This window comes from Arachnia sp. (assembly GCF_057238465.1).
Window position 1 is genome coordinate 427,818 of record NZ_DBHHFZ010000001.1, and the last position, 19,998, is coordinate 447,815.

General features: G+C 66.0%; 16 protein-coding genes and 2 tRNA genes. 13 read left to right on the forward strand and 5 right to left on the reverse strand.

Features of this window, described 5'->3' with window-relative positions; genetic code table 11:
* Positions 1 to 21: 21 nt before the first annotated feature.
* Positions 22 to 3,399 carry a PPi-type phosphoenolpyruvate carboxykinase family protein gene (locus tag ACO6D6_RS01990; RefSeq protein ID WP_484782818.1) on the reverse strand — a complete coding sequence of 1,126 codons (3,378 nt, stop codon included), beginning with the start codon at positions 3,397 to 3,399 and terminating at the stop codon, positions 22 to 24.
* A gap of 50 nt (positions 3,400 to 3,449) precedes the next feature.
* Positions 3,450 to 4,541, reverse strand: a complete 1,092-nt coding sequence (locus ACO6D6_RS01995) for an SH3 domain-containing protein (protein WP_484782819.1) — start codon at positions 4,539 to 4,541, stop codon at positions 3,450 to 3,452.
* A 514-nt stretch (positions 4,542 to 5,055) separates the two neighbouring features.
* Here ACO6D6_RS01995 and ACO6D6_RS02000 point away from each other — a divergent pair.
* The 6 genes from ACO6D6_RS02000 to ACO6D6_RS02025 all read left to right on the forward strand — a co-directional run bounded on the left by ACO6D6_RS02000 (position 5,056) and on the right by ACO6D6_RS02025 (position 12,056).
* Complete coding sequence (locus tag ACO6D6_RS02000) at positions 5,056 to 6,792, forward strand: acetolactate synthase large subunit (RefSeq protein ID WP_484782821.1); 1,737 nt, start codon at positions 5,056 to 5,058, stop codon at positions 6,790 to 6,792.
* A 2-nt stretch (positions 6,793 to 6,794) separates the two neighbouring features.
* Positions 6,795 to 7,295: an acetolactate synthase small subunit gene (ilvN, locus tag ACO6D6_RS02005; protein ID WP_484782905.1), complete on the forward strand. Its 501-nt coding sequence runs from the start codon at positions 6,795 to 6,797 to the stop codon at positions 7,293 to 7,295.
* Between the two features lie 27 nt (positions 7,296 to 7,322).
* Entirely contained in the window at positions 7,323 to 8,354 is a 1,032-nt protein-coding gene (gene ilvC, locus ACO6D6_RS02010) for a ketol-acid reductoisomerase (RefSeq protein ID WP_484782822.1), read from the forward strand.
* A gap of 69 nt (positions 8,355 to 8,423) precedes the next feature.
* Positions 8,424 to 9,752, forward strand: a complete 1,329-nt coding sequence (locus tag ACO6D6_RS02015) for an MFS transporter (protein ID WP_484782823.1) — start codon at positions 8,424 to 8,426, stop codon at positions 9,750 to 9,752.
* Positions 9,753 to 10,029: 277 nt separating this feature from the next.
* On the forward strand, positions 10,030 to 10,533 hold the full coding sequence (locus ACO6D6_RS02020) for an NfeD family protein (RefSeq protein WP_484782825.1): 504 nt from the start codon (positions 10,030 to 10,032) through the stop codon (positions 10,531 to 10,533).
* Positions 10,534 to 10,553: 20 nt separating this feature from the next.
* Positions 10,554 to 12,056 carry a flotillin family protein gene (locus ACO6D6_RS02025; RefSeq protein ID WP_484782827.1) on the forward strand — a complete coding sequence of 501 codons (1,503 nt, stop codon included), beginning with the start codon at positions 10,554 to 10,556 and terminating at the stop codon, positions 12,054 to 12,056.
* Between the two features lie 63 nt (positions 12,057 to 12,119).
* Here the strand turns inward: ACO6D6_RS02025 and ACO6D6_RS02030 are convergent, their stop codons facing one another.
* Entirely contained in the window at positions 12,120 to 13,175 is a 1,056-nt protein-coding gene (locus tag ACO6D6_RS02030) for a 3-isopropylmalate dehydrogenase (RefSeq protein WP_484782829.1), read from the reverse strand.
* Positions 13,176 to 13,287: 112 nt separating this feature from the next.
* Between ACO6D6_RS02030 and ACO6D6_RS02035 the strand changes: the two genes are divergently transcribed.
* The 5 genes from ACO6D6_RS02035 to ACO6D6_RS02055 all read left to right on the forward strand — a co-directional run bounded on the left by ACO6D6_RS02035 (position 13,288) and on the right by ACO6D6_RS02055 (position 16,206).
* Positions 13,288 to 14,091 carry a fumarylacetoacetate hydrolase family protein gene (locus ACO6D6_RS02035; protein ID WP_484782831.1) on the forward strand — a complete coding sequence of 268 codons (804 nt, stop codon included), beginning with the start codon at positions 13,288 to 13,290 and terminating at the stop codon, positions 14,089 to 14,091.
* Between the two features lie 35 nt (positions 14,092 to 14,126).
* Positions 14,127 to 14,969, forward strand: coding sequence for a CPBP family intramembrane glutamic endopeptidase (locus ACO6D6_RS02040; protein ID WP_484782832.1), 843 nt, complete (start codon positions 14,127 to 14,129; stop codon positions 14,967 to 14,969).
* A 58-nt stretch (positions 14,970 to 15,027) separates the two neighbouring features.
* A complete protein-coding gene (locus tag ACO6D6_RS02045) occupies positions 15,028 to 15,957 on the forward strand; it encodes an asparaginase (RefSeq protein WP_484782834.1) in 930 nt (309 codons plus the stop codon).
* Between the two features lie 64 nt (positions 15,958 to 16,021).
* A tRNA-Gln gene (locus ACO6D6_RS02050) sits at positions 16,022 to 16,093 on the forward strand.
* Positions 16,094 to 16,130: 37 nt separating this feature from the next.
* Positions 16,131 to 16,206 (forward strand) — tRNA-Glu (locus ACO6D6_RS02055).
* Between the two features lie 92 nt (positions 16,207 to 16,298).
* On the opposite strand, the gene ACO6D6_RS02060 is transcribed toward ACO6D6_RS02055, so the two are convergent.
* Together ACO6D6_RS02060 and ACO6D6_RS02065 are read right to left on the reverse strand one after the other, a co-directional pair.
* On the reverse strand, positions 16,299 to 17,000 hold the full coding sequence (locus tag ACO6D6_RS02060; RefSeq protein WP_484782836.1) for a response regulator: 702 nt from the start codon (positions 16,998 to 17,000) through the stop codon (positions 16,299 to 16,301).
* Complete coding sequence (locus ACO6D6_RS02065) at positions 16,997 to 18,211, reverse strand: sensor histidine kinase (RefSeq protein WP_484782838.1); 1,215 nt, start codon at positions 18,209 to 18,211, stop codon at positions 16,997 to 16,999. The genes ACO6D6_RS02060 and ACO6D6_RS02065 overlap by 4 nt, the downstream gene beginning before the upstream one ends.
* 119 nt (positions 18,212 to 18,330) lie before the next feature.
* On the opposite strand from ACO6D6_RS02065, the gene ACO6D6_RS02070 reads away from it, so the two are divergent.
* Together ACO6D6_RS02070 and ACO6D6_RS02075 are read left to right on the forward strand one after the other, a co-directional pair.
* Entirely contained in the window at positions 18,331 to 19,245 is a 915-nt protein-coding gene (locus tag ACO6D6_RS02070) for an ABC transporter ATP-binding protein (RefSeq protein ID WP_484782840.1), read from the forward strand.
* Entirely contained in the window at positions 19,245 to 19,997 is a 753-nt protein-coding gene (locus tag ACO6D6_RS02075; RefSeq protein ID WP_484782841.1) for an ABC transporter permease, read from the forward strand. The genes ACO6D6_RS02070 and ACO6D6_RS02075 overlap by 1 nt, the downstream gene beginning before the upstream one ends.
* The last annotated feature ends 1 nt before the right edge of the window (position 19,998 follow it).

Below are 19,998 nucleotides of genomic sequence, written 5' to 3' on the forward strand. Positions count from 1 at the left end.
CGGATCCTTGAGGCGGTGGGATCACAGCCGCCAGGTGACCTGTCGGCCGATCGTGCCCCAGAGCAGATCGGGAACCTGGTTCAGCTCCTCGATCCGCGACTCCACCGAGGCGCGCCGCGCCGCGAGGCCCAGGCGTTCGGCGGTTGCGCCGTGCAGCTCATTGGCGGTGAAGGCGTCGATGGAATCCAGCGAGCGTTTCAGACGGGCCAGTTCCACCTCGCGGAGCGCGGAAACGCGTTCCTCGTACCAGTCGGATGCCAGCACGGAATCGCGACTGAACAGCTCCCGGAACGGGGCGTCGTCCAGGGTCAGGCCATCCTGGGTGTGGCCGGTGGCCATGATCTCGAGGAGCGCCCGCACCGGGGGAACAGCCAGGGCCACGGTGCCGTCGTCGAAATACGCCTGGGCGACCCGGGCGTGCGTGGTCGAGATGGTTCGCACCGATTCGGCGAACACATCCGGGTCCTGCAGCTCGGGGCGCAGCATCTCGGGGGTGAAGACAACATGGGGGTGCAGGAAGATCCGCCCGAAGTACTTGGACGCGAATTTCTCGGTCATCCGGTAGCCCAGCCGGGAGGCGAGAATCAGCTCGCCGTCCACCTCGTAGTCCTGGACGCGCTCCAGGCAGCCCTCCTCGATTAGGTTCGCCGCGCAACGCTCGGAGTCGGACATCCGGGAGAAGACCTCGGGAACCAGGAGACTGATGTCGTGGTCGACCCGCACGTGCGGTCCCACCACCCCGGCGCTGGACAACCACCCGTCGTATCCGGTCAGCGCCAAGGACAGGAAGGCGGCGTTCAGGTCGATCACCGACGGAAGAGCGTTGAAGGGTCCCTTGGTCATGGCCCCCTCGGAACCGGCCCCCGTCGTGGAGGGCGATTTCCCGGTCATGGAGCTGATGAACTCCATGAACAGCTCCGGAAGTTCCATGTAGTGCAGGGGGGAGTAGGCGCACAGCGGTGGGATGCCGGGCTCAGCGGCGTTGTTCCTGCGGCCCGCGGCCACCACGTCGACCGGCAGGCACAGCTCCTGGGTCATCGGCAGTTTGCGTTGCAGCCGGGCTGCCAGTTCCGCCTCCGCGGAGCGTTCCGGGTTGGTGATGTCGGGACGTTGCTGCAGATAGCGGGGATTCTTGGAGGGATTGCCATTGACCAGCCGCGGATGGGCCGAGCTCACGAGCCAGGAGGGTGAAGGACCGGTCGATGCCGCGAAGGAACGGATCAGCTCCTGTGTGGGAGCCGTGAACTGGCTGAACTCGATCGCGTTGTCCACCAACGCCCGGGCATCCTGGAGCGAGAGCGGTTCGAAATTTGAAAGGAAGGTCCCGGGTTGGGCGATGTCCCACTCCGCCTGCTTGTCGTAGCCGCGGTGGATGGCGTCGTCGGGGCGTTGGAACAGCAGCTGCTCGCAGTTGGTCACGAACTTCCTGGAGAGGGTGCTGCCCGAGGGTCGGGGAGGCACGACGATGCTGGCGGTGATGTCGTCCTCGGTCTGCACCTTCGCCGCGGGCTGGAAGTCGTGGCGCAGCCCGAACAGCCGCCACGAACCGTCGGGGGCGAAACCCACCCGCAGCATGTTCACGCGGATCTTCTCCCCGTCGAGACGCAGCGAACTTCCCTTTCGTCCGTTGATGATGCCCACCGTGAAATGGCTGGCCCAGTCCTCGCCCCACTCCGGGCGGTAGAACCGTTTCACCACGAAAACGAGTTCCTTGACATGGTTGGGGATCGCTTCCAGCCACGCGTTGTACTCGTCGTTGTAGTCGCGGCTCGGGGTGAGCAGCTTGATCACCGAACCCACGGAACGCCGGTCGGACAACACGGGCCGGGCGTCATGACCGTTCCGGGCCGGGTCCGCGAAACGGCGGCTGAAGTCATAACCCAGGATCCGGGTGACCGCCGCCATGTCCTCGTCGAAATCCCGGACGTAGGCGTCGCCGGTGATCACGGCGTCGGTGATGGCCTTGGAGATCTCGGACTTGCCACCGCCCGAGACCGTGGCGGGCTTGTGGCAGTGGGTGGCGCGGGGCGCGGTTCCGACCAGGGTCCACTGGGTGCCGTCGGTCTCCGGGTGGTGCAGCCGCACGAGATAACCATCCGGCCCGACGTATGCCTTGTCGGCGTGCAACGGGATCTGGCCCTTGCGGCCGTCGACCTCCCAGGTGACGGTCTGGTCACGCAGGCTGTAGGTGGAATGCTCGGGGACCAGGATGATGTGTTCGTTCTCCAGATCCAAGGCGTGCCCCTCGGGCTGGGAGATGAAACGCTGCGGGTCGCGGGCGATGATGTCGGCCAGCCGATAGCTGGGATCGGCGTAGTTGTCGGTGAACTGCTGGCCCAGGTTGTAGCGGGGGAAACAGATGGCGCCGCCCGCGTGCTCCTCCTCCACCAGCCCCAGCAGGTTGGCGGAGTAGCTGATCTGGGCCTTGACCTCCTTCTTGCAGTACCCGAAGTAGTTGTCGGCGATCACGGTGACGATCACCCCGCGCTCGTCACGGGCGCACACCTTGAAAGCGCTGCCGCCGTTGTACAGCTCCTCCGGGTCCTGCCAGCACATGCCGTCGCGGCGCTGGCGCTGTGTCGCGTCGTCGTGGTGGGGAAGGCCGAGTTCCCGTTTGGTGAGTTTCGTCAGGTGCGGGGCCAGGATCACCGCGCCAGTGTGACCCGTCCAGCCCCTGGGTTTCAAGGAGGCGTCGTTGTCCGGCAGGTAGGGGTCACCCCCATTTCCGAAGATGCCCTCCACGAAGTCAAGGTTCGCCACCAACGTGCCGGGGGCGAAGAAACGCACCTCCAGGCTGCGTTCCCGCGCGAAACCCGGGACGCGGGGAACCACCACGGGACGCAGCAGCAGGGACACCCACGCCTGGGCGGGGGCTGCATCTCCAGCGCAGTAGGGCAGGGTCATCGCATCCGCGGGCGGGTTCAGGGCGTGCTCCAGCAGGCGCCCGTAGACCTCCCGGGGAACCGCCAGTTTGTCGTCCTGCACCGCGGTGCCACCCTCGGCGATGTGGAAGACCCCCTTGGTGGTGCGGCGATCGTTGAGGGGATTGTGCAGCACCCCGTTGACCAGGCGGTAGCTGCTCAGATATTCCGAGGAGAACTGGTCGGCCCCGACGGGCAACGACAACGTCCTGGCCAGTCCGGCCTGATCCAGCACGAAGGTCTGCCGGGGTAGCTTCGGGGCGGTACCGGTCCCCTCCAGGTAGGAATCCAGGAACGCCTGGATGCGGCCATCAACTGCGGGAAGCCGGTGTGAGAGCCGCCGGTCCAGCTCACGCTGCCGCGCCAGTATCGGGCGCACAAGGTCGGATCCCTCGGCGTGGTCGACGGCCTCCGGAACCCGCAGCCCCAGCAGATTCAGTCTCAGATTGATGGCAGCGATCGCTGCGGTGTCTACCATGGCTCAACTATTCCACGGCACCTGAGCAGCCAGGGATGATGGTCGTGTTCTCAGCCGATGATCTCGTAGCTGACCTTCGCGACCCCCTGCCGGGTGTCCGCTATGGATCTGAACGCGCCCGTGGTCAGGTCGAGGCAGCGGCCGGTGACGTAGGGTCCCCGATCGTTCACCGTCACGTCGACGGTCTTGCCGTTTGCGAGGTTCCTCACCCGCAGCCGGGTGCCGAGGGGCAGCGTCTTGTGGGCTGTCTTCATCGCCCACTGGTCGAAGGGTTCACCGGATGCGGTGGCGGAGTCATCGCTGTAGAACGAAGCCAGGCAGGTCTCCCCACCGGAGGAGGCGGACGACCTGGCGGGGGCGCTGTCGGTCAGGTGGCGGGCGGTAACCCAGCGCACCGCGCCCTTCCACACGACCTGGGCGCGCCCGCCGGAGACGGTGCCCGTGATCTTGAACTCGGTGCCCTTCGGCGCCACCTCGACGAACCGGTCGCCGCGCGCGGCGGTCCACAGGTTGAGTTCGGTGCTTCCCCATCGGGAACCGATCGTCTCGGGCGCTTCGGTGGCGGAAACGGATGCTGGTTGGGGGGTGGGTGCTGTTCCTCCGGGGGTGAACGGGCCCAGGTAACGGGTCGCCACCCAGGCCGTGTCGCCGTTCAGGTCGATCTGGCTCCACCGTCCCGAGACCCGGCCGGTCAGGGAAACCCGGGCGCCCTTGTCGAGGACCGCCCGGATATCGGCACTGAGGGAGGGGGAGCTACGCGCGTTGAGTTTGACCCTCGTCCAGGCGAAACCCTTCTCGCTGGTGGAGGAACCCGATTCGCCGTCCCCCCACCCGGTGACGTAGGCCGAGGCCACCCAGGCGTTGCGGCCGTGCCAGGTGACGGGAACCCAGCCGTTGGCGGCGGAACCCCGGATGGACAGCGATTCACCCGGGTAGAGCACGCCGAGGCGGGAGTGACCGGTTCCGGGACCGGAACGGACGTTCACGGCCACCCTGGCGGTGACATTGCCACCGGCGGCCTCGGCCCTGCCGTCGGGGAAGATGGCGGGTACGACGACCGTCAACTGGGCGGTCAGCACCAACCCGATGGCCGAGTCGCGCAACAGCCTGAGCGCACGGCCCTTTCGTGGGGAGTCGATCATCGCTGGTCCTTTCTCGCGGATCCGAGTCGGGTAATCCGGAACGTTAGGAAAACAAGCCTTGAAGCTCAAGCCGAAGCCCCTGCGCATTTCCCGGGGTGAATAAGTGAAACCCCTAGTCAGAGGCGTATCTAATGGATTTGTGAGATTTTTCGAAACCCTCGAGCGGTGATCGAGGTTGAGGGTTCATCGAGGCGTTGCCGAAGAATTGCGGAGGGGGTCGTGGAAAATGCTCCCGAGGACCGCGGAATGGGTTTCGGGTGCGGTGCCGTGGGCCTGTCGCCCGGGTGGTGGCCCGATCGTCCGGGTGGGTGGCGTCTCAGCATTCAGGACAGGTGGGGTGTGTCGCTTGACAGCATCCGGGCCTCCCGCAATCCTTGGGCGCATGACCAACAGTCAGCTCGTAATCGTCTGACAGCGTTTCGATCCAGTGTCGAGACGCCCCCTCGCGTGCCAGATGGCGCCGAGGGTTTTTTGTTGAACGAAGCAGTTCCGGGCTGCAATCGAAGGGAGAGCGATGTCCAGGGCAGACGGCCAGTTGCTGACGGGCGCGCAGGCGCTCGTCGAGTCTCTCGAACGTTCCGGGGTGGAAGTAGCCTTCGGGATTCCCGGCGGGGCGATCCTTCCCGCGTACGACCCGTTGTTCGACTCGAAGATCCGTCACATCCTGGTGCGCCACGAACAGGGTGGCGGTCACGCGGCCGAGGGCTACGCGATCGCGAGCGGCAAGGTGGGGGTCTGCATCGCCACGTCCGGTCCCGGGGCCACGAACCTGGTCACCGCGATCGGAAACGCCTACATGGACTCCACCCCGCTCGTGGCGATCACCGGGCAGGTCAACGGGACCGCCATCGGCACCGACGCCTTTCAGGAGGCCGACATCCGCGGGATCGTGATGCCGATCACGAAACACAGTTTTCTGATCAAGGAAACCAAGGAGATCCCTTCGGCCATCAAGGAGGCCTTCCACATCGCCTCGACGGGAAGACCCGGGCCCGTGCTCGTCGACATCGCGAAGGACGCGCTGGCCGCGAAGGCCCCGTTCCACTGGCCCGAGGAATTGGACCTGCCCGGTTACAAACCCACCGTCAAGCCGCACGTCCGTCAGATCCGCGCGGCCGCGAAACTGATCTCGCAGTCGAGGAGACCCGTCCTCTACGTCGGCGGGGGCATCGTCAAGGCGGAGGCGTTCGAGGAACTCGCCGCCCTGGTGGAGAAGGCCCGGATACCCGTGGTCACCACCCTGATGGCTCGTGGTGTGCTTCCCGACTCCCATCCACTGCACATGGGGATGCCCGGGATGCACGGGACCGTTGCCGCCGTGGGTGCGCTTCAGCGCGCCGACCTGCTCGTCGCCATCGGCACCCGCTTCGACGACCGGGTCACGGGCAGACTGGACTCCTTCGCACCCAACGCCAAGGTGATCCACGCCGACATCGACCCGGCCGAGATCGGCAAGAACCGCGCGGTCGACGTGCCGATCGTGGGCGACTGCCGCCAGACCCTGGCCCTGCTCGCCAAGGAAATCGTCCGCGCCCCCGACACCGACGAGTGGGTGCAGGCCCTCGGCAGGGTGAAGGAGCGCTACCAACCCCGCTGGGACGAGGCGCCCGACGGGAAGCTCTCGCCGCAGGAGGTCATCCAGCGCATCGGGCAGCTCAGCCCCGAGGACACCGTCTACGTCACCGGGGTCGGGCAGCACCAGATGTGGGCGGCGCACTTCCTTCCCCACGAACAGCCGATGAAATGGCTCACCTCCGGAGGCTCGGGCACCATGGGGTTCTGCGTTCCCGCGGCGATGGGAGCCAAGGTGGCCCAGCCCGACAAAGTGGTGTGGGGCATCGACGGCGATGGCTGTTTCCAGATGACCAACCAGGAACTGGTCACGTGTGCCTTGAACCGGATCCCGGTCAAGATCGCGATCATCAACAACCATGCCCTGGGCATGGTCCGGCAGTGGCAGTCCCTGTTCTACGACTCCCGCTACTCCAACACCGACCTCCACACCGAACACCTCCCGAACTTCCCGATGCTCGCCGAGGCGATGGGGTGCGTCGGTCTGCGTGCCACCAACGAGACCGAGATGGACGAGTGCATCGCGAAGGCGTTGGAGATCAACGACCGCCCCGTCGTGGTGGAGTTCGTCGTCCACAAGGACGCGATGGTGTGGCCCATGGTGGCCGCGGGGGTCAGCAACGATGAAATCCAGGTGGCCCGTAACATGGCCCCAGTGTGGGAAGAGGAAGAACTGTGAGTATGCACACCCTTGGGGTTCTGGTCTCCAACAAACCGGGGGTCCTGACCCGGATCGCCGCCCTCTTCTCCCGTCGTGGATTCAACATCGACTCGCTCGCGGTCGGCCCCACCGAGCGCCCGGAGATCTCCCGGATGACGGTGGTGGCCTCCGTCGAGGACGATGCCGTTCTGGAGCAGATCGTCAAACAGCTCAACAAGTTGATCGAGGTCCGGAAGGTGCTGGAACTCGGACCCAACACCGTGTGCCGTGAGATGGTTCTGGTCAAGGTTCGCGCAGACGTGCACTCTCGTAGCCAGATCATCGACGTGGTGAGCCTGTTCAGGGGAAAGGCCGTGGACGTCAGTCCCGAGTCCGTCACCATCGAGGCAACCGGCAGCCCCGAGAAGCTCGCCGCCCTCCTGGAGATGCTGTCCCCCCATGGCATCCAGGAGCTGGTGCAGTCGGGCCAGGTGGCCCTGGGGCGGGGAGCCAGGACCCTCGCCGATCACAAGTCCAAGTAATTCACCAGGAAAAGTGAGGAAACAGAAATGGCTGAGATGTTCTACGACTCGGACGCCGACCTGTCCATAATTCAGAACCGCAGCGTCGCCGTCATCGGCTACGGCTCCCAGGGACACGCCCACGCGCTGAGCCTGCGTGACTCCGGGGTCGATGTCCGGGTCGGACTGCGGCCCGGGTCGAAGTCCGTCGCGAAGGCCGAGGCGGAGGGGCTGCGTGTGGTCTCCGTGGCGGAGGCGGTCGAGGAGGCGGATCTCGTCATGATCCTGGCCCCGGACCAGGTGCAGCGGAAGCTCTACGCCGAGGAGATCGCACCCCACCTGGTGCCCGGCGACGCCCTGTTCTTCGCCCATGGCTTCAACGTCCGGTTCGGCTACATCAAGGCCCCGGAAGGTGTCGATGTCTGCATGGTCGCACCCAAGGGGCCGGGGCACCTGGTGCGCCGTGAGTACTCCGAGGGCAGGGGGGTGCCCGCCATCATCGCCGTCGAGGTGGACGCCACCGGAAACGCCTGGCCGCTGGCGCTCTCCTACGCCAAGGCCATCGGTGCGCTGCGCGCGGGTGGTATCAAAACGACGTTCACGGAGGAGACCGAGACCGACCTGTTCGGCGAGCAGGCGGTTCTCTGCGGCGGTGTCTCCGCTCTCATCCAGTCGGGTTTCGAAACCCTGGTCGAGGCTGGTTACCAGCCCGAGGTGGCCTATTTCGAGTGCCTGCACGAAATGAAGCTGATCGTCGATCTCATGTACGAGGGGGGCATCGCCAAGCAGCGGTGGAGCATCTCCGACACCGCCGAGTTCGGTGACTACGTCTCCGGGCCTCGCGTCATCGACGCACACGTCAAGGAGAACATGAAGGCCGTGCTGGACGACATCCGCTCCGGGGCCTTTGCGAAGCGTTTCATCGAGGACCAGGAGGCCGGGGCCCCCGAGTTCAAGGAGCTGCGCGCCAAGGGTGAGGCCCACCCGATCGAGGCCACCGGCCGCGAGCTGCGCAGGCTCATGAGCTGGGTCAAGGACCACGGCACCGATGACTACGTGGAGGGCACGGCCGCTCGCTGATCCCAACGCCGACAACGGGTGCCCGTTGTCGGCGGGCACCCGTTGTTTAGATCCGGAGGAAAAACTGAAATGCTGACCAGAACAGAACGCCTGGAACGACTGCCCATGACGCGCGAACACGGCAAATTACTGGGCGCATCGGGGGTCGGATGGGCCCTGGACGCGATGGACGTGGGCCTGATCTCCTTTGTCATCGTCGCGCTCGGGCAGCAGTGGGGACTGGATGACGCCACCAAGTCGTGGGTCGTCTCGATCGGATTCGTCGGCATGGCCCTGGGGGCCACATTCGGTGGGTTGCTCGCCGACAAGATCGGTCGTCGTTCCGTGTTCGCGCTCACGCTCCTGGTCTACGGGCTGGCGACCGGGGCCACGGCCGTCGTGTCCTCGGTGGCCGCCCTGCTGCTGCTGCGTTTCGTGGTGGGGCTGGGGCTCGGTGCTGAACTCCCCGTGGCCTCCACCCTGATCTCGGAATTCGCCCCCCGTCGGATCCGGGGCCGTGTGGTGATCTGGCTGGAGGCGTTCTGGGCCGTGGGCTGGATCCTGTCGGCGATCATCGGGTACTTCGTGGTGGCCGGCTCCGAACAGGGATGGCGCTGGGCCCTCGCGCTGGGTGCCGTGCCGGCCCTGTGGGCGCTGTTGATCCGGCTCGGCACACCCGAATCCGTGCGATACCTGGAGACCGCAGGACGCTATGAGCAGGCCGAGGCGACGGTCGGGCGTTTCGAGAGGTCGGCGAAAACCTCCTACGACGGCCCCACGATCGACACCGCCGAGCAGGCCGCGAAGCACCGGGGAGAGACGATCGAGACGACCAGGTCCACCCTGTTCTCCAAGCAGCTGAGGCGCCGTACCCTGGCGTTGTGGCTGGTGTGGTTCTGCATCAACCTGTCCTACTACGGGGCCTTCATCTGGATTCCGTCGCTGCTGGTGAAACAGGGTTTCACCCTGGTCAAGTCCTTCGAGTTCACCCTGATCATCACCTTGGCCCAACTACCCGGATATGCCGTGGCGGCCTGGTTGATCGAGGTCATCGGCCGCCGTCTGACCCTGGCGCTGTTCCTCGCAGGATCGGCCCTCTCCGCGCTGGGTTTCGCGGTCGCGGGAACGGAGGGCGCGATCATTGCAGCCGGATGCGCCCTGTCATTTTTCAACCTGGGCGCGTGGGGTGCCCTGTACGCCATCGGCCCCGAACTGTATCCAACGTCGCTGCGCGGCACCGGTACCGGGGCTGCGGCCGGGGTGGGCAGGCTCGCCTCGATAATCGCGCCCCTGCTCGTTCCGGTGCTGATGAGCAGCGGTGGCATCGTGACCACCTTCGCGGTCTTCGCAGTTTCCTTCGCGATGGCCGCGGGCGCCGCTTTCCTGCTTCCCGAGAAACGCGACGCCGGGATCGACTGACCTCGACGATTCGGCTGCGCTGGGAATGAGAACCACCCCTGATTCCTTTCCCCTTGGCCGTGATCCAGGGATTCGCCCGCGCCGGAAAGGCCTCGCGGGAAGAGTTCTTGAAACCGATTGAGACGGCGCTTGGAAACCCCGGGGCGCGGGTGGGCCATCCGGCCCGGGGAGGCCCGCTGCCGTTTCTCACCGGCTCTGTCTAGGGGTGATACGCACCCGGGGCTGCACTGCTGGTTTGGTAAATTTGGACCACTGGACAAGAGGAGAAGGGACAACGGTGAGCATCTTCCTGATTCTCGGGATCGCAGGGGTCATGGTCCTGTTGGTGTCCCTGATCCTGGGAGATCTACTGGATTCCGCCCTTCATTTCGACGGTCTGGATTCCGAGGTTTTCTCCACCTCGGTGATCGCCGCCTTCGTCGGGGCCTTCGGGTTCGGTGGGGTGGCCGTTCATGAATTCACCGACAGCGTGTGGTTGGCCTCCTTGGCCGGTCTGGTCGCAGGAAGCCTGGCCGGTTGGGGAGCGGTGGCCCTCACCCGCTGGTTGAAACGCGCGGAAACCGGGCAGGCCCTTCGCAGCGACCACCTGGTCGGGGCGGAGGCCCGCGTCATCACGGATATCCCGGAAGGTGGTTTTGGTGAAATCCGGATCGGCACCCACAAGCGTGCGGCGCGGGCGGAACTGTCGATCCCCGCGGGAACCCCGGTCTGGGTTTCCGGTGTCCTGTCCCCCACAGCTGTCGAGGTTCGCCCCACCGCCGATGAACCTCCCCAGTACTGAACAGAAAGGTTCGCACATCCATGAATAATTTCTCCTCCCTGGTCACCGGAGCAGGGGGCATAGTTCTACTGGTCGCCCTGGTGATCTGGCTGATCGCCAGCAGGTACCGGGTGGCCCGTCCGAACGAGGCGTACATCATCACGGGTCAGAAGGGCAAGGCAGTCACCAACCCCGAGACCGGTCTGGTTTCCACCGACCTGTCCGGCCAGAAGGTCATCATGGGTGGCGGTGTCTTCGTGATTCCCCTGATCCAGCGTCTGCACGTGCTCGACCTGTCCAGCCGCCGCATCATGGTGCAGATCCGCAACGCGGTCTCCGGGCAGGGCATCAAACTGAACCTCGACGGCGTCGCGATCGTCAAGGTGGGGGGCAATGAGGATTCCATCCGGGCCGCTGCGCAGCGCTTCCTGATGCAGCAGGAGGAGATCGAGACGTTCACCCAGGAAACCCTCGCGGGTGCGCTCCGGTCCATCGTCGGTGGTCTTTCCGTGGAGCAGATCATCCGTGACCGCGCCGCCTTCGCCCAGCGGGTGGCAGACGAGTCCGAGGCCTCCCTGACCGGTCAGGGTTTGGTGCTCGACACCTTCCAGATCCAGGACATCACCGACGACGGCACCTACCTTTCCGACCTGGGACGTCCCGAGTCGGCCAAGGTCGGCCAGATCGCCGCGATCGCCGAGGCCAATGCGCGTCGCGAGGCGGAGCAGGCGAGGCTGGCGGCGGAACAGGAGATCGCGATCTCGGAGCGCGAACTGGTGCTCAAGGAGGCCGAGATCAAGGCCGAGACGGATGCCGCCCGCGCCCAGGCCGCGGCCGCCGGGCCGCTCGCCCAGGCCGACCGCGACCAGGCCATCCTCACCGAGCAGGAGAAGGTCGCCGTGCGCCAGGCCGCTCTGAAGGACCGCCAGCTCGACACCGAGGTCCGCAAGCCCGCGGATGCGAAGCGGTATGAGACCGAAACCGCGGCCCAGGCGCGGCGCAACTCCGAGATCTTCGAGGCCGAGGCCCGCAAGGCGGCCGCCATCGCCAACGCCGAGGCCCAGGCCGAGACCGCACGCCTCACAGGTGAGGGCGAGAAACAGCGCCGCGCCGCGTTGGCCGAGGCCGAGGCCATCGAAGGGGCACGCCGCGGTGAGGCCGAGAAGGCGCGCCGCATCGCGGAGGCCGATGCCGTCCGCGCCGAGGGCGAGGCCAAGGCCGCCGCGGCCCTCGCCGTCGGTACCGCCGAGGCGGAGGCCATGAACAAACGGGCCGCTGCCTTCGCGAACTACAACGATGCCGCGGTGCTGCAGATGCTCATCGAGGTGCTGCCGCAGGTGGCCGAGAAGGTTGCCGCTCCCATGGGCAGCATCGACAAACTCACCGTCGTCTCCACGGAAGGGGCGGCCGCACTGCCCCGCCAGGTCAACGACAATGTGCTGCAGACCGTCGAGATGATCAAGAACACCACCGGCATCGATCTGCTCGACTTCCTGAAGGGCCACACGGACGGCAAGGTGCTCAAGGGCGAAACCGCCGAGTGAAAATCCCGGGAACACGAGGGTGCCGGACCCGATCGGGTCCGGCACCCTCGTTCGTGTCATGGATCAACCGGTCACGGCAGCGGCGATTCGATCCCCGATCTCGGAGGTCCGGGCGGGACCGGGGCGGCGGGCCGCGATGTCGGCGGCCACCGCGGCATCAACGCGGCGGGCCGCCTCGGGGTGCCCGAGGTGAGCCAGCAGGAGGGCCACGGAGCTGATGGCCGCGGTCGGATCTGCGATTCCCCGGCCTGCGATGTCCGGAGCCGAACCGTGAACGGGCTCGAACATCGACGGGTACTCGCCCGACGGGTTGATGTTCGCGGAGGCCGCCAGGCCGATGCCCCCCGTGACCGCCGCCGCCAGGTCGGTGACGATGTCGCCGAACAGATTGTCGGTGACGATCACGTCGAACCGGGCCGGATCGACCACCATGGCGATCATGGCGGCGTCGATGTGCAGGTAGTCGCGCTCGACATCCGGGTATTCCTCACCCACCTGGTCGAAGAGCCGACGCCACAGACCCCCGGCGTTGACCAGGACGTTGTGCTTGTGCAGCAGGGTGATCCTGCCGCGACGCGCCCGGGCGCGCGCGAACGCGTCACGAACCACCCGTTCCACCCCGAACGCGGTGTTGACGGAGACCTCGGTGGCGATCTCCTGCGGGGTGCCGACCCGCACCGCACCGCCGTTGCCGCAGTAGAGCCCCTCGGTTCCCTCGCGGACCACCACGAAGTCGATGTCGCCCCGGGCCACGACCTCGGGAGACAGGGGGGTGGGAACCCCGGTGTGGAGCCGTGACGGTCTCAGGTTCACGGCATGGTCGAAGGCGAACCGCAGTTTCAGCAACAACCCCCGCTCCAGCAAACCGCTCGGGATCCTGCCCGAACCGGGGGCCGCCCCGACCGCCCCGAGCAGGATGGCATCCGCGGCCCTCAGATCCTCCAGTGTGGAGTCGGGCAGGACCTCGCCGGTGCGCAACCAGCGTTCCGCCCCGAGGTCGAAGTGAACCTCCTCGAAGGCGTTTTCGCCCGCGGCGGCCCGCAACACCTTGAGTGCCTCGGCAATCACCTCCGGGCCGATGCCGTCGCCACCAACAACTGCCAAGGTCTGTCGTGTCATGCGGGAAGACTAGGTGTGCTGCCGGGGGTGGCGACGCGGTTCCCATTCCCCGAGATGGTCGCATCCGCCGCGGCCCCGCGCCCGATACCGATTCCGTCGCTAGGCTTGCGCCATGCGCATAGCCCGTTTCGCCGCGGCCGGCAAGGATCCCGCCTACGGCATCATCGAGTTGGAGGTCGACGGCGGGGAGTACCCGGAGACCGTCGCCGCGATAACGGGGGACCCGCTGGCCGGGGTGCCCGTCAATTACACGGGTGCCAGACACGATCTCGCGGATGTGCGTCTGCTGGCCCCCGTCATTCCCCGCAGCAAGATCGTCGCGATCGGGCGCAACTATGCCGATCACGCCGCGGAACAGGGGGCACCAGTCCCTAAGGAACCGATGCTGTTCCTCAAACCGAACACCTGCGTGATCGGCCCCAACGAACCCATCGTGCGACCCGAGGGATGCCGGGACCTGCATCACGAGGGCGAGCTGGCCATCGTCATCGGGAGGATCTGCAAACAGGTCCCGGAGCAACGGGTGGCCGATGTGGTGTTCGGCTACACCATCGCAAACGACGTGACCGCACGGGACTGGCAGCGGGAAACGGACCAGTGGTTCCGGGCCAAGGGATGTGACACCTTCTGCCCCCTCGGTCCCTGGATCAACACGCACCTCACCCCGGCGGAGGCGGGTCATCTCGCGATCGAGACCCGGGGCGGCGAGGATGTGCGGCAGCGGGGGAACACATCCCAGCTGGTCCGGGGAATCCCGGAGCTGGTGACCTACATCTCCTCGTTCGCGACCCTGCTTCCCGGGGACGTCATCCTCACCGGAACACCGGCGGGGGTGGGTCCGATGGCCGACGGGGACGTGGTCTCGGTGGAGATCGATGGGCTCGGGGTGCTGAGCAATCCCGTGACCGCCGCGTGATCACCCACCCGCCCGGATCAGGGCTCAGGTATCCGGTGGCCCTTCGGGGCGAGGATCCCGTGAAACTGGTGATGGGCCTGTCAGGGGCTCTCCTGGCCTTCCTGCTCACGGGGTTGTTGGCCCAGGCCATCTTGAGGGTCGGCTGGCTGCTCAGGGGACTGCCGGATCTCAAGGACTACAACTCCCGGGCGTTGGCCTATGAACTGCCCGACGGAATCCTGGCGAGCCACCTCGGGATCGCGGGTCTGTTGTTGTTCGTGCTGCTGATCCAGCGGTACTGGCACGGCAGGAAGGCCGACTGGGTGATTTCCGTCCAGCCGGGGGGGCGCTGGCGATACCTGCTGATCTGCCTCGCGGTGGCGGCGGCGGTGCTGAACGTCTTCATGTGGCTCATGCGCGGCGGGAACATGGCCTGGCAGGCGGCCCAGCCCGACTGGGGGGTCTATCTCGCGCTGATCCTCATCACCTCGCCCCTGCAGGCGGCCGCGGAGGAGTTCTTCTTCCGCGGTTACCTGCAGCAGGCCATCGGTTCCCTGGCGGGCCGGGCCTGGGTGGGCATCGTGTGTTCGGCCCTGGTTTTCGCGTTCTTCCACGGCAATCAGAACATCGCGCTCTTCGCGCACCGACTGGGTTTCGGCTTGATTGCGGGAACCCTGGTCTGGGCCACGGGTGGTCTGGAGGCCGCGATCGCCGTTCACGTGGCCAACAATGTCTTCGCCTTCGGGTACGCACTGTTCATGGGTGGTGTCGCCGCGCTCAAGGCGACCTCGGAGATCTCCTGGGAGGTGGCCTGCTCGGACCTCGCGAGTTTCGCCGTCTTCGGTGCCCTCGCCTGGTGGATCGGGCGCAGGATGCGCGTAGCGACCCTGACCCCCTGAACCCGCTCAGCGGTTTGCCCGGGACAGCCGCGGCGGGCGGCACCCTACACTGCACCTCATGATGGATGTGCTTCTGGGGATCGTGGACCGGGGCTGGGTGGCCGAGAGCCACCACCGGGGCAGGATCAGCGTGGTTCGCGAGGACGGGCGGGTTCTGCTGAGCCTCGGGGACTTGACCGCGCCCACCCTGCCCAGGTCGGCTCTCAAACCGTTCCAGGCCATCGCGATGCTGCGCAGCGGCCTGGACCTCGAGAATCAGCTGCTCGCGCTGGCCGCGGCGTCGCATCTCGGGCAGTCCATACACACTCAAGGGGCGCTTCGCATCCTCGAGATGACGGGGCTGAGCACGTCGGACTTCCAGCACACCGCCGACCTCCCCGGCGACGAGGCATCGCTCGCGGCATGGCTGGCCGCTGGTAGGAGGAAGGAGCCGCTGGCACACAACTGCTCCGGGAAACACGCAGCCATGCTGCGCACCTGCCGGCTCGCGGGTTGGCCCACCGAGGGCTACCGCGATCCGTCGCATCCCCTGCAACAGGCCATCAGGACCGTCATCGAGGAGTACTGCGGTGTGCTCGGCGATCCGGTGGTCGACGGCTGCACGGCACCCGCCTTCGCCACCACCCTGCCGGGGCTGGCGCATGGTTTCGCGCGCCTGGCCTCCGAGAAGGAGGAAGGTCCCGGCAGGCTGGTGGCGGACGCCTTCCGCCGCTATCCCGAATACACCTCCGGCACCTCCCATCCCGTGGTCAGGCTCGTGGAGCAGGTGCCGGGGGCCGTGGCGAAGGTGGGCGCTGAGGGAATCCTCGCCGTCGGCCTGCCCGAGGGGATCGGGATTGCGGTGAAGATCTCCGACGGCATGGGCCGCGGGCGTTTCGAGGTGGTTGACGCCATCCTCACCCGCCTTGGACACCCGGCGACCAGCGGGCCGGGAGAGGTCCGCATCAGTCCCGAGCTGGAGGAGAACCTCGCCTCCCTGAACGGCTGAATCGCCGAGTTGCGCACCCGAGGCGGGCCGTGTACTGTTTCTCTCCGTGCTCGGGAGAGCACAAAGGGGTATGGGGTAATTGGCAGCCCGACTGATTCTGGTTCAGTTAGTCTTGGTTCGAGTCCAGGTACCCCTGCGGAGCGGGCTTCCCAGGAGGCCCCATCCCATCGCCTGGCCCCGTTGTGTAGCGGCCTAGCACGCCGCCCTCTCAAGGCGGTAGCGCGGGTTCGAATCCCGTCGGGGCTACCAGGGTGGAGGCCTTGGTCGGACACTGGTCCGGCCAAGGCCTTCGTCATTTCCGGGGCGCATCATCATCCCGCGTCAGATCCCGATCCCGTGATTCACGAGGAGCCCTGCAGGATCTCCTCCAAACTCGTCACACCGGTGCGGAGAGCGAACAGCACCAGCTGCACCCGGTCCCTCGATCCCGTCTTCGACAACAACCGGCCCACATGGGTTTTGACCGTGGGCATCGACAGCCAGAGCCGGTCACAGATCTCCTGGTTCGTCAAACCGGCCGCGACCAGCGCCAGGACCTCCCTCTCCCTGGGGGTCATCTGTTCGAGACCGATGCGATCAGACCGGGGAAGTCGGGTGGGCGTGGATGAACAATCATGAACAGGTCCCCGTCGCAGGGAGTGCAGGAGCCTGCGGGTGGGGCCCGGAGAGATCACCGAATCGCCGCTGGCAACTGTTCGAATGGCATCCAGCAAACGGTCCGGTGGTGTGTTCTTCAGCAGGAAACCGGACGCGCCGGTCTCGATGGCGTGGATCACGTGGTCATCCGTGTCGAAGGTGGTCAACACCATTACCCGTCCCGGTAGCCCGCGCGCGATCAACTCGGCGGTGGTTTCCAGGCCGTCCAGGACCGGCATCTGTATGTCCATCAGAATCACATCGGCCGGGTTCCGCTGCTGCCGTTCGAGGGCCAGGATTCCGCTGTCCGCCTGCCAGATGACCTCGAGGTCTTCCTGCGAGTCGATGATCATGGCGAGTCCTGCCGTGAACAACGGCTCGTCGTCCACCAGCGCGATGGTCGTCACGGTTCCTGCGGCTCCCGCGGAACCGTGAGCGAGACGTGCCAGCCATCATCGCCCGGTCCTGCATCGAGGGTCGCTCCCAGCGCCGTTGCCCGTTTCTGCAACCTGGACAGACCGGTTCCGGTGTGGGACACACCACCCGGGACGGTTCCCCGGGACCCTGACCCGTTCTTCACGTCGAGGACGATACCGGTCCCGGTCAGGGCGCACGACAACCGGACGGGGACGAATCCGGCATGCCCCGCCACATTCGCCAGTGCCTCCTTGACCGTGTCCAGGATGAGCGCGGCCCGGGAGGGCGGCATGGCCTGCTGCGGGAGATCCAGCGTGACCCGGATCGGGAGCCCGGTGCTCTCGGCCAGCAGCACGATTTCCGGGAAAAGACCTGGAGCGGTTCTCCGTGGGGCCCGTTCCGGTTCGGGAACCGGGGATGTGGGCACGCCTTCGTCGTTCTGGAGCACATCCACCAGGGAACGCGTCTCGTCGACCCCCCTGCGGCTGATGGCTGCCATGTTGCGCAGCGCCTCCCGGGAACGTTCCGGGGAATGTTCCAACATCAGAAGAGCGCCTTCTGCCTGGACCGCGATGATCGCGAGGGTGTGTCCGAGGACGTCGTGGAGTTCTCGCGCGAACCGCGCCCGCTCCTCCGCGGCGGCAAGGCGGTGCAGAGTGTCCTGTTGTGCTTCCAGAAGCGCCACCCGCTCCAGTGCCCTCTCGGTCCGGGAATTAGCGGCACGTCTGTTTGCTCCGGCCAGCGCCACCACCGCCACGGCGAGCAGAACCGTGCCCACCAGGATCACGTGTTCCAGTGGATCTCGTCTCGGGCTTGCGGCAACCGAGGCCAGGCTGGCGGCCAACCCCGATCCGGCCGTGAAGAACCCGAGAAACAGCCACCGCAACGGTCTGTTCAGGTACGACTGAACGGTCCACACGGCAAGGAGGGTGGAGCTCATGGTCAGCAACGACATGGAGTTGAACACAACGGCATGGATGACCATGGCCCCGCCGATGATCGACACCGAGAACACGGGATGTCGTTGCCGCCAGGCCAGGGCGGTTCCACATGCGACCAGGAGCAGCGGGTAGATCACTTCCGAGTACGGTAGGCCGGAGACCCCGGGCGCCACTGCACCCAGCCAGAGCACTGTGGCAGCGATACCGGCATCCAACGGTTTCGGCAGAAACGCACGGACACGCGATGCGGCGATGGGCATGGGGAAAACCTACGGGCGCTCCGTTCCGGTTGCATCATCCCCGGGTATGAGGTGTCAACCGTGCCGGAACCATTCTTCGGCATGACGTTTTCCGGCCCTCGGATTCCGAAACTTGCGTCATGGAGTTACGAGACGCCGATCTGGCCGTGAGGACCAGGGGTTTGACGAAGAGTTTCGGGAAACGCACTGTCGTGGACGGTCTGGACCTGGCCATTCCCCGAGGGGGTGTCTACGGTTTTCTGGGGCCCAACGGATCCGGGAAATCAACCACCATGAAGATGCTCCTGGGGCTGCTCCACCCGAGCGCGGGACAGATCTTCCTGCTCGGGGAGGATCCGCGGGGTGAGGCCCGGGCACGGCTCATGCCCCGGATCGGATCGATGATCGAGCATCCACCCGGATACGGTCATCTCACAGGGGCAGAGAACATGAGGCTCCTGGCCCGGCTGCTGAACCTGGAGACCACCCGGATCGACAGGGCACTCGAACTGGTGCGTCTGACCGACCACCGGAACCGGCTGCAACGAACCTATTCGCTGGGGATGAAACAGCGCCTCGGAATAGCGATGGCCCTGGCGCGGGAGCCAGAACTGCTGATCCTCGACGAGCCCACCAACGGACTGGACCCCGCCGGCATCGAGGAGATCAGGGAACTGATGATCCACCTGGCCTCCGGAGGGGTCACGGTCATGATTTCCAGTCATCTCCTCGACGAGATCGACAGGATGGCGGACGTCCTCGGTGTCCTTTCACAGGGGCGGCTGGTTTTCCAGGGAAGCAGGAAGGAACTGTTCGAACGGTCCATTCCGGATCTGCTCGTGGTGACACCGCAGGCCAATGCCGCCGCCAATCTGGTCAGGGGCTGCCACCTGGAGAGGAATGGGATCAGGGTGCAGGGTTGCGGTCAGGAAGATGCCGCCCGATTGATCGTGCGACTGGTGCAGGCGGGGATCCCCATTCATGAGGTTCGTCGCCTCCAGCAGTCATTGGAGGAGGTCTTCATGGACCTGACCGGTGGGGCGGAGGCCTTGTGATGGGCGAGATCCGTTTGGAGATGACGAAGATGCGGAGACTGCACGTGATTCCCCTGACGTTGGTCCTGTTGGCTGCCGCGATCCCGGTCGTCGCTCTTTCCTTGTTTGCTCCGGGGGCTGTTTCCCGGCTCAACGATCCCCACGAGTTGCCCTGGGGGCAACCACTTCTCAATTTCGCATTCGCGAATGCTCTCATCCATCCCATTCTCGTGGCGGTGCTGGCATCCCGTCAGACTGACATCGAACACTCCTCGGCAGGCTGGTTCCTGAACGCCACCACGGGTAGAACCCCCGGGACGTTGTGCCGGATGAAGTTTTTCGCCCTCGTGGCGGTGGTGATCCCGGCGACCCTCGTGCAGACCGGGGCCGTTGTGGCGTTGGGGGTGGTGGCCGGCGTCCAGGTGCCCCTCGACGTCCCGATGTGGTCCTGGTATGTGGTGTCGCTGGTTCTGGTCGACACGGTTCTCCTGGCATTCCACATCTGGCTCTCCGCGATCTGTGAGAATCAGCTCGTTGGTGTCGGTACCGGGCTGGTTGGCGGTTTCATCGCGCTCTACATGTTTCTCGCGCCGAGTGTCGCCCGTGTCATTCCTTGGGGGTATTACGCCGTGATCACCCCGGTTGCGATGGCTGCCGGCTCAAACGGGCTCGTTCCCGTCCTGCCGCCGTGGCCATGGCTGATCGGTTTGGTCCTGCTCGGGGCGGCGGCTTTTGCCCGGTGTACGAAACGACTCGACCGGGTTGAGAGGTGAC